This is a genomic window from Lactobacillus acetotolerans DSM 20749 = JCM 3825 (genome assembly GCF_001436775.1).
Lineage (GTDB): Bacteria > Bacillota > Bacilli > Lactobacillales > Lactobacillaceae > Lactobacillus > Lactobacillus acetotolerans.
In genome coordinates this window covers 1-8,205 of the sequence record NZ_AYZC01000054.1, presented here as the reverse complement: position 1 = coordinate 8,205, position 8,205 = coordinate 1, and the positions used below count along the sequence as shown (strand labels likewise).

8 protein-coding genes are annotated in these 8,205 nt (G+C 35.0%); 3 read left to right on the top strand and 5 right to left on the bottom strand.

From position 1 onward, the window contains the following. Positions 1 to 59: 59 nt before the first annotated feature. On the bottom strand, positions 60 to 1,724 hold the full coding sequence (treC, locus tag FC77_RS07000) for an alpha,alpha-phosphotrehalase (protein ID WP_056970923.1): 1,665 nt from the start codon (positions 1,722 to 1,724) through the stop codon (positions 60 to 62). Positions 1,725 to 1,734: 10 nt separating this feature from the next. Continuing rightward, positions 1,735 to 2,460: a trehalose operon repressor gene (gene treR, locus FC77_RS06995; protein WP_056970921.1), complete on the bottom strand. Its 726-nt coding sequence runs from the start codon at positions 2,458 to 2,460 to the stop codon at positions 1,735 to 1,737. Between the two features lie 198 nt (positions 2,461 to 2,658). Between treR and FC77_RS06990 the strand changes: the two genes are divergently transcribed. From FC77_RS06990 to FC77_RS06980, 3 genes are all read left to right on the top strand, one after another. Beyond that, the gene (locus FC77_RS06990; protein WP_056970919.1) at positions 2,659 to 4,590 is read left to right on the top strand and encodes a PTS sugar transporter subunit IIABC; all 1,932 of its coding nucleotides are present in this window, start codon (positions 2,659 to 2,661) and stop codon (positions 4,588 to 4,590) included. A 185-nt stretch (positions 4,591 to 4,775) separates the two neighbouring features. Further along, complete coding sequence (locus FC77_RS06985; protein ID WP_054682230.1) at positions 4,776 to 5,243, top strand: DUF2975 domain-containing protein; 468 nt, start codon at positions 4,776 to 4,778, stop codon at positions 5,241 to 5,243. A 12-nt stretch (positions 5,244 to 5,255) separates the two neighbouring features. Then, complete coding sequence (locus tag FC77_RS06980) at positions 5,256 to 5,462, top strand: helix-turn-helix domain-containing protein (RefSeq protein ID WP_054682229.1); 207 nt, start codon at positions 5,256 to 5,258, stop codon at positions 5,460 to 5,462. 53 nt (positions 5,463 to 5,515) lie between these two features. Here the strand turns inward: FC77_RS06980 and FC77_RS06975 are convergent, their stop codons facing one another. The 3 genes from FC77_RS06975 to FC77_RS06965 all read right to left on the bottom strand — a co-directional run bounded on the left by FC77_RS06975 (position 5,516) and on the right by FC77_RS06965 (position 8,042). Then, positions 5,516 to 6,280, bottom strand: a complete 765-nt coding sequence (locus FC77_RS06975) for a pyrroline-5-carboxylate reductase family protein (protein ID WP_056970917.1) — start codon at positions 6,278 to 6,280, stop codon at positions 5,516 to 5,518. Positions 6,281 to 6,382: 102 nt separating this feature from the next. Beyond that, positions 6,383 to 7,240 carry an aldo/keto reductase gene (locus FC77_RS06970; protein WP_056970915.1) on the bottom strand — a complete coding sequence of 286 codons (858 nt, stop codon included), beginning with the start codon at positions 7,238 to 7,240 and terminating at the stop codon, positions 6,383 to 6,385. Positions 7,241 to 7,334: 94 nt separating this feature from the next. Next, on the bottom strand, positions 7,335 to 8,042 hold the full coding sequence (locus FC77_RS06965) for a YjjG family noncanonical pyrimidine nucleotidase (protein ID WP_056970912.1): 708 nt from the start codon (positions 8,040 to 8,042) through the stop codon (positions 7,335 to 7,337). Between the last annotated feature and the right edge of the window lie 163 nt (positions 8,043 to 8,205).

Sequence of the window (8,205 nt, the reverse complement as noted above, 5' to 3'; positions counted from 1 at the left end):
GTGCCAGATCATGAATCCGTCGATTCATAATCCAACACTAGGTTAGTCTGTTTTATTTCCTAGGAAATTTTTACTGCTAGTGCCTCATATGGTCTTAAAGTAAGTCTCTCATTTAAACTAAGATTTGTTTGTTTATAGTTACTTATTATTACTTGCACATGTTTATTTTGATATTTTTCAGGTAATTGAACTATATGCTTCTTACCATAAAAATTAGTAAACACTAATAATTTATCATTCTTATTTTCTAAGAAACGTTCATAAGCCAAAATTTGTGGGTCATTCTTTAAAAACATTTTAATATGACCATCTGAAACTAATGGCTCATTTTTACGTAATTTAATCAGTTTCTGATAATAGTTGAATATCTCACCATGTCTTAGCTCTTCTTGAACATTAATTTTATCTTGCTTCTTTGGCATTAACCATGGTTTAACTTTACTAAAGCCAGCATACTTACTTGCATCCCAATGCATAGGGGTGCGTGAATTATCCCGAGATTTAGTCTGAATTATTTCAAAGGCTTCTTTAGCAGTCATACCCTTTTTCTTCAGCTCTTTAAATGCATTTAAGCTTTCAACATCAACGTAATCTTTCATAGAAGAATAATCTGGATTAACCATTCCCAATTCTTCCCCCATATAAATATATGGTGTGCCACGCATAAGATGAATCGCGGTAGCAAGCATTTCAGCAGACTTAATTCGATATTTACCAGGATCCCCAAAGCGATTAAGTGCTATTGGCTGGTCATGGTTGTTCCAAAAAAGTGCGTTCCAGCCGCCACCTTGGTCCATTTTTTCTTGCCACTGGGTAAATAATTCCTTAAGTTTCATAAAATCAAATGGGGTTTTAGTCCACTTTTCACCATTTTTATAATCTACTTTTAAATGATGAAAATTAAAGACCATCGAGAGCTCATGCTCGCTTGGCTTAGAATATTCAATCGAATTCTTAATAGTTGTTGATGACATCTCGCCAACAGTAATACTATTAGGATCCTTACCGAAAGTATTAGCGTTCATTTCTTTTAAATATTTATGAACTACGGGAGTATCAGTATACAAGCTCTTCTCTTGGTCCGGACCAGTAGAATCAACTAATTTTTGAGCTTTACCTGTTACGTTGATAACATCAAACCTAAACCCTTGAATACCTTTAGAACGCCAGAAATTGACTACTTTGTAAACCGCTTTTCTTAATTCCGGATTATGCCAATCAAGGTCGGCTTGAGTTGGGTCATACAGGTGTAAATAATAGTAATCGGTATCGCCAAATTTAGCCCAGGCAGGGCCACCAAATTTACTTTGCCAATTGGTCGGCAAACTGCCATCGGCTTTAGCTTTTCTTAAATAAAAGAATTTTTGGTACTTCTTATCACCGGCCAAAGCCTTTTGAAACCACTCATTATCAGTGGAACAGTGATTGAAGACCATATCTAGCATTACACCGACGTTGATCTTTTTTAATTTAGCAACTAATTCATCAAAGTCTGCCATGGTGCCAAAACGGGGATCAATTTTATAATAATCAGCAATGTCATAGCCATTATCATGCTGAGGCGAAACAAAAAATGGGTTAAACCAGATCATATCAACGTTTAATTTTTTAATGTAATCCAGTTTCTTAATAATGCCCGGAATATCACCTATTCCATCTCCGTTAGAATCATAAAAAGATTTGGGATAAATCTGATAGATTACTTTTTTGCCTAAATTGACCATTATTTACTCCTTAAGGTTTAATCTTCTGTCTACGTGCAAAATCGACAAATTTAAATTTGCTCGGATCATGAAAGGATAAAGTTAATTGAAACGGTGTCGTATCACTCAAAAAGCTATGACTGGCAACTAAAACAGCCAAGTTATCCCCCACTGCCAACTTCTTTTGTAAATCTGTATTAATTCTTTCAACTGTAACTTCCTTAGTTGCATAGGATATTTCTAAGCCTAAGTCATTTTCAATGTAATTATAGATGGAATTTTGCGCTACCTTTAATGGTAGTTCTTTAATTGGCGGGGTAAACAAGAAATCACAATCGAGCACCTCTGGCTCATTTTCAATTAAACGTAAACGCTCAACGTAAATTCCCTCTTGTTTGCTCTGCTTGGGAAACTTTTCCTTAAAAAATTTAGGCAAAGATTCCATTTTTTTAAGCTCCAAAACTTTTGTCTTTGCGTTCATCCCCAACGACCGGTTTAACTCTGCAAAACTAGTAATCCCAGAAATTGGAAAAGAATACCGCTCTAAATTTAAAACAATGGAGCCCTTCCCACGAATTTTTTGAATTAAGCCTAAAGAATTTAACCGTTCCAACGCCTTTCTAACTGTCTCACGTGAAGTGCCATAAAGGGTTGTTAGTTGGTTCTCACTTGGTATAAAAGTGCCAGCTTTAAATTGTCCGTGCCTAATTTTAGCTGCTATATCCTGCGCAATAATATCCGTTTTTGATTTTACCATTTTTGATTTTTCCTCTTGCTAAACTCTTTTCATTATATCTAACCATGTACATACAAGTAAAGCGCTTTATTTAAAATTAAATTTTACTTATATAAAAGTACTTAGAAGCCATTTCATGTTTTTAATTGACAGCTTATATAGACAAGTATAATATAATGTTTGAAATATATGAAAGCGCTCTATAAAGGAGGAGAATTTATGGCGATTGATAAAGGAACTGCATTACGAGCCCCTGCTAACGGACGCGTAATTGCACTGAATAAAACCAGTGATACGGTCTTTAGCAAAGGCACAATGGGACAGGGATTTGGATTAATTCCTTCCGACGGTCACGTTGTTGCACCAATCAGCGGGACTATTTCAATGATCGCTGACACTAAACATGCCGTAGGCATTACAAGTAAAGAAGGACTTGAAGTTTTAGTCCATATGGGAGTTGATACCGTTGGACTTAAAGGAAAGCCGTTTACTATTGCAATTAAAAACGGACAGAAAGTTAATGCCGGTGATCCAATTGCAACTATGGACCTTAACTTTATCAAGGAGAAAAAGCTTGACACCACAATTATGGTTGTCATTACCAATTCTCATGAAAAAGTCGATGGTCTTGATGCCACTGAAGGCGAAACAAAGGCTGGTACAATTGTTGCCCACGCATACCTTAAAGCTAGTGAAGAAAATACTTCTGGTAAAAAGTTATCTTATGACGACCTGGCTACTTTTATCATCAAAAATGTTGGTGGTAAGAAAAATATTAAGAGTGTAATTCATTGTATTACCAGGCTGCGTTTTTACTTAAAAGATGAAAGTAAAGCAAACGATGATGCGTTAAAGAATCAACGTGGAATTCTTGATGTCATGCATGCATCTGGACAATATCAGGTAGTTATTGGTAATGAAGTTGCTAATGTTTATGATGCTGTAATAAAGCAATTACCTGAATTGAACGATGCACCAGCCGATAATAATAGCCAAAATAATGGTAAGAACCCTGTTTCGCGTGCATTTAATAATTTAATTGGTTTTATTACCGGTTCCATGAGTCCGGTTATCGGTGTAATTGCCGCATCCGGTATTATTAAAGGTATTTTAGCTTTACTTACACTACCACAATTAGGTTCTCTACTTAATGTAAAGAGTGTACCTTATATTACAATCAGCGCAATGGCTGATTCAGCCTTCTTCTTCCTCCCTATTTGGGTTGGATTTAGCGCTGCTAAACGTCTAGGCAGCGATCCAATTATCACTGCCGTAATTGGTGGTGTTATTACTTACCCACAGCTAGTTACCTGGGGTAAAGCAGGCAAGGTTATGTTTAGTCTTGGCAGTTTAAATTTCCAATTTCTAAACTATACCTACTCCATCTTCCCGATGATTCTGGCAGCTTGGTTGGCTATGAAATGTGAAAAATGGTTGAAAAAGATTCTGCCTAGCTATTTACAAATGATTTTCATTCCGTTAATAACTATTCTAGTTGTTTCAACTATCACCCTAGTAATCACTGGACCAGTTATTCAAGGAATTGCTAATGCAATTGCTGTCTTCATCAATTGGCTAGTCTCTTCATCCGGCTGGATCGGCGGCTTTATTATTGGCGGCCTTTACCAAGTATTGGTTATCTTTGGCTTGCATTGGGGTGTTGTCCCATTGGTTGCTCAACAAATTGCCGGTACCGGTCAAAGTGCATTGAATGCCATTATTTGTTCAACAATGGTCGCACAAGGTGCCGCTGTTTTAGCAGTTGCCATTAAATCAAAGAAAGCTGACATGAAAGAATTAGGTTTTGCCGCAACTATCAGTGCCTTCTGTGGAGTTACTGAACCAGCTATTTACGGTATTAACTTAAGATATAGAAGAGTCTTTGTTTCGGGCTCTATTGGTGCTGCATTCGGTGGATTAGTAACCGGACTCATGCACGGAACTATGTATGGCTTCACTGGTGGATTAATCGGATTTTCAAGTTTCTTTAATCCTAAGAATCCAGGAGATTTAAATAGTTTCTATGCCTTCTTACTCGCAAGTGCTGTTTCAATTATTGTTGCTTTCGCTATTACTTGGTTCTGGGGTTACAACGATAATATGATTAAAGGATCAAAGGTAGAAAAAGCTAAGCGTCCTGGTACTATTTAACAAATAATAAACAACATTATCTTTTATAAGAAAAACACGTTTCACATGAAACGTGTTTTTTGCTTCTACTTCAAAATGTTAAATAATTATTAATTATATCGAATCTCAATAATTTTATATTGTATTTCAATAAATGTTAACTAAAATAAATTTGTAAGGTAAATAATATCCAGGAGATTAATAAAATGAAGACCAGAACTAATTTCTTAAAACTTTCCCTTTGTATCATTGTGGTTGCTGTATTATTTTTCAGTTTCATGTTCACAATGATTCTTATAAATGAAAAGAATAGAATATTTACTGAACTAGCTATAGCATATGGTTCTTTATATCTAACAGCTGTCATTGCCCTTTGTATTACCTGCTGTTTATTCAAAATAGTTTCTTTAATTGAAAAAGAAAACGCCTTTAGCTACGCAAGTTTACACCAAGTACAAATCATCTTTTGCTTAACTGTTTTAGAATTTTTCATACTATTAGGATTGTTGCCACTCGCCTACTACGTCGCAATTTACGATGAAGCGCCTGGTTTTATCTTCATTATTGCAGGAATTTGCTTAATTCCTTTTATTTTAGCTACCTTTATAGCAGTAATTGAAAAACTATTAGAAAACGCAATTAAGTTACAATCGGAAAACAAACTAACTATTTAGAAGGGAATTTATATGATCAAAGTAAATCTCGATATCTTACTTCTAAAAAGAAAAATGACAGTTACAGAATTATCAGAACGTATTGGAATCACACAAGCAAATATTTCCATATTAAAGACTGGTAAAGCCAAAGCAATCCGCTTTTCTACGTTAGAAAAGATCTGCTCTGCACTTCACTGTCAGCCAGGAGATATTTTAGAATATGTCGATCAAACATAAAAGAGACCCGTTTCACATGAAACGTGTCTCTCTTTATTTACAATAAATTATTATTAATTCGCAGAAGCATTAATTGCTTGGATCAAAGCATTCCTAAAGCCAGTCTCTTCAAGTTTAGTAACACCCTTAATAGTTGTACCACCTGGGGTTGTAACTTCATCTTTCAGTTCTTCTGGCAATTTCTTGTTGGCTAAGGCCAATTGAACCGTTCCCAAAATCATTTTTTCAATCATTGGATAAGATTCATCACGCTTAACACCATTCAAAACAGCGGCATCGCTTAAAGCTTCAATCATCATGTCAACGTAAGCAGGTGCACAGCCCGTAACTGTACCATAAATACCTAATAAACGGTCAGGTACAACATAAACATCGCCCATCTTTTCAAATATCGACTTAACGGTATCAATAGTTTCTTGCTTTTCATCTTTGGCAAAACTGATTGCGGTGACACCCTCATCCAACTGAACTGGCGTATTAGGTACAATTTTAGCAAAACGAGTTTTAGCCGGTGATTCTTGATTAACTTTTTCAAGATCACCACCACCAGTCGAAAGCATTATACCTTGATACTTATTACCCAGTTCTTTTAGAATACCTGGAACTGCTGGTCCGCCAACTGCAACAATTACCACAGCACAACCACTAAAGTCTGAATAGTCATTAATCAATTTTAAATTATATTTTTTGGCTACATCTTTTGAAGATTTAAAACCACCATCAAATACATAAATATTTTGGTTGGCAACTTTTGCATGCAATAATCCTTTAATCATTGACGTACCAACTTTACCAGTACCTATAAATCCTATTTTCATTAATTAGAACCCCCTATTATTTAAAGTGCTACTATTATAAACATAAGGGGATTTATTGCGCAAAAAAAGCCCCACATTAATAGGGCTAATAATTAGCAATATTTAGAAATTCGTTTTATCTGGATCTTGTGCAACTTTGGCAGCACCATGAAGTCCATCCAATGTCTTCATATCATCAGAGTTAATTTCAAAATCAAAAATATCAGCATTAGCTTTAATATACTCTGGATGAACTGACTTAGGTAATGGTAAAAAACCGTGTTGCAATGACCAACGAATCAAAACTTGAGCTGGAGACTTGCCATAATTCTTAGCAACTTTATTAACTGTTTCATTGTCAAGCAAACCACCTGTTCCAAGTGGGCTATAAGCTTCATTAAGAATGCCCAGCTTATCGTTATATGCTGTTAAGTCTTTCTGCATATCACTTGGATTTAAATAATTTTGGTTAACGGCTGGTTTAATTGTAGCTGTCTTCAACAATTCATCAATATGTTCACGTCTAAAGTTAGAGATACCAATTGCTCTAATTTTACCAGCTTTAACAGCTTCTTCCATTGCACGCCAACTTTCAGCATTCAATTCAGCCCAATTAGCACGCATTGCTGCTGGATTTGGCCAGTGAATTAAATACAGGTCAAGGTAATCTAGGCCAAGTTTTTGCAGGCTAGTATCAATTGCCTTCTTAGTCTTATCGTAACCGTGATTTGTATTCCATAATTTGGTTGACACAAACAGGTCGTGGCGGTTAACACCACTTGCCTTGATTCCTTCACCGACACTTTCTTCATTGCCATAAGCGGCAGCAGTATCGATTAAACGATAACCAGCATTGATTGCTGCTAAAACAGAACTTTTGGCAACGGCACCATCTGGCGTTTGCCAAGTACCAAAGCCAACAATTGGAATCTTAACCCCATTATTCAATTTATAAGTATCAGCTAATGAATGAAAATTCATAAAGATTCCCCTTTCTTCACTTACTTTTGTTTAGTTACATTATAAACAATTGCAAAAATTTTTTCTATCAAAATACTTTGGTTTAATTTTGACTTTAATATTTTCTTTGAAAATCATTCTGCATAAGTTGAACTAATTGGGGATAATTATCTACTTCAAAAATTGGGTGCAGATTAAGTGTATTTTTACGATGGCGGTGATTATACCAAATACTATCTAGACCATAATTTTCAGAGCCTAAAATATCGGATTTAAGTCCATCACCAAAAAAGACCGTATCATTTGCTCCAATTTCTGTGCGGCTGAAGAAATAATCAAAGACGTGAGAATCTGGCTTAGAATAATGTGCCTCTTCTGAAGTAACAATTAAATCAAAATATTTTTTAATACCTGCTAATTCAAGGCGATGTCGTTGCATATATTTTTCACCATTAGTTAAAACAGTTAATTTATAACCCTGTTTTTTAGCGAATCTAAGCGTATCTTCAACTCCTGGTAACAATTTATGTGTTTCACCAAAATATGAACGATACTCATTCATAACTTTTTCACCGTCAACCTCTAACCCTAAATTCTTCTTAATAAAATTATGAAAAGTCATTTTAGTTAATTGATCGTAATTAATCTTACCAAGTTCTAATTCTCGCCATAATCCTTGATTATAAGAATGATAACGACGTTGTATATCATTAGTAAGTTGCCAATGGTGAGCATTAAATAAACTATGCAAGGCAAAATCCTCAGTAGCCGCAAAATCAATTAAGGTATCATCCACATCAAAAATTATTTGTTGATAACGCAAGAAAATCCCTCCTTTCTATTTCCCGGGAAATAATTAAAAATAAAGAGAAGAATATTATGGCAGTAATATTACTTTTAACAAATAAAAAGTTCACTACATTAAACAGGAGACTGTAAAATATTTTGTGTAAGGATGAAGGACTCCTTAAATTAATTTCTTAAAA